The sequence below is a fragment of the Psychrobacter sp. TB20-MNA-CIBAN-0197 genome, from assembly GCF_040309765.1.
Lineage (GTDB): Bacteria > Pseudomonadota > Gammaproteobacteria > Pseudomonadales > Moraxellaceae > Psychrobacter > Psychrobacter submarinus.
On record NZ_JBEOPC010000379.1, the window covers coordinates 1 to 285 of the forward strand.

A 285-nucleotide genomic window follows, 5' to 3' on the forward strand; every position below is an offset into this window, starting at 1 on the left:
GTTAAATTATTAGCCTGTATATGTGCCCAGCCGTCACTTAGCCAATGTTGCGGGTTGCTATAGCCTGAGCTATTAATAAAGCCTAAATACTCTGCATTAGTCACTAATCTATTAGCAAAGCTAAATGGATGAACCAGCACAGAGTGCTTAGGTTGTTCGTTATCGTAGGCAAATTGGTTTTCAGCATTGCTCCCTATATTTATAATTGCTTGGTCAAAGTTTATAAACTTTATAGCGGCACTGGATTGCTGGTTTGGTACTTGAGTTGGCTTTAGTGATTGGTAC

At 39.3% G+C, this 285-nt stretch carries 1 protein-coding gene; it reads right to left on the bottom strand.

The window, feature by feature from the left end; translation table 11 throughout:
- Window positions 1–285 (bottom strand): formylglycine-generating enzyme family protein (locus AAEY83_RS14125; RefSeq protein ID WP_351059799.1); only part of this gene is annotated, 285 nt, incomplete at both ends.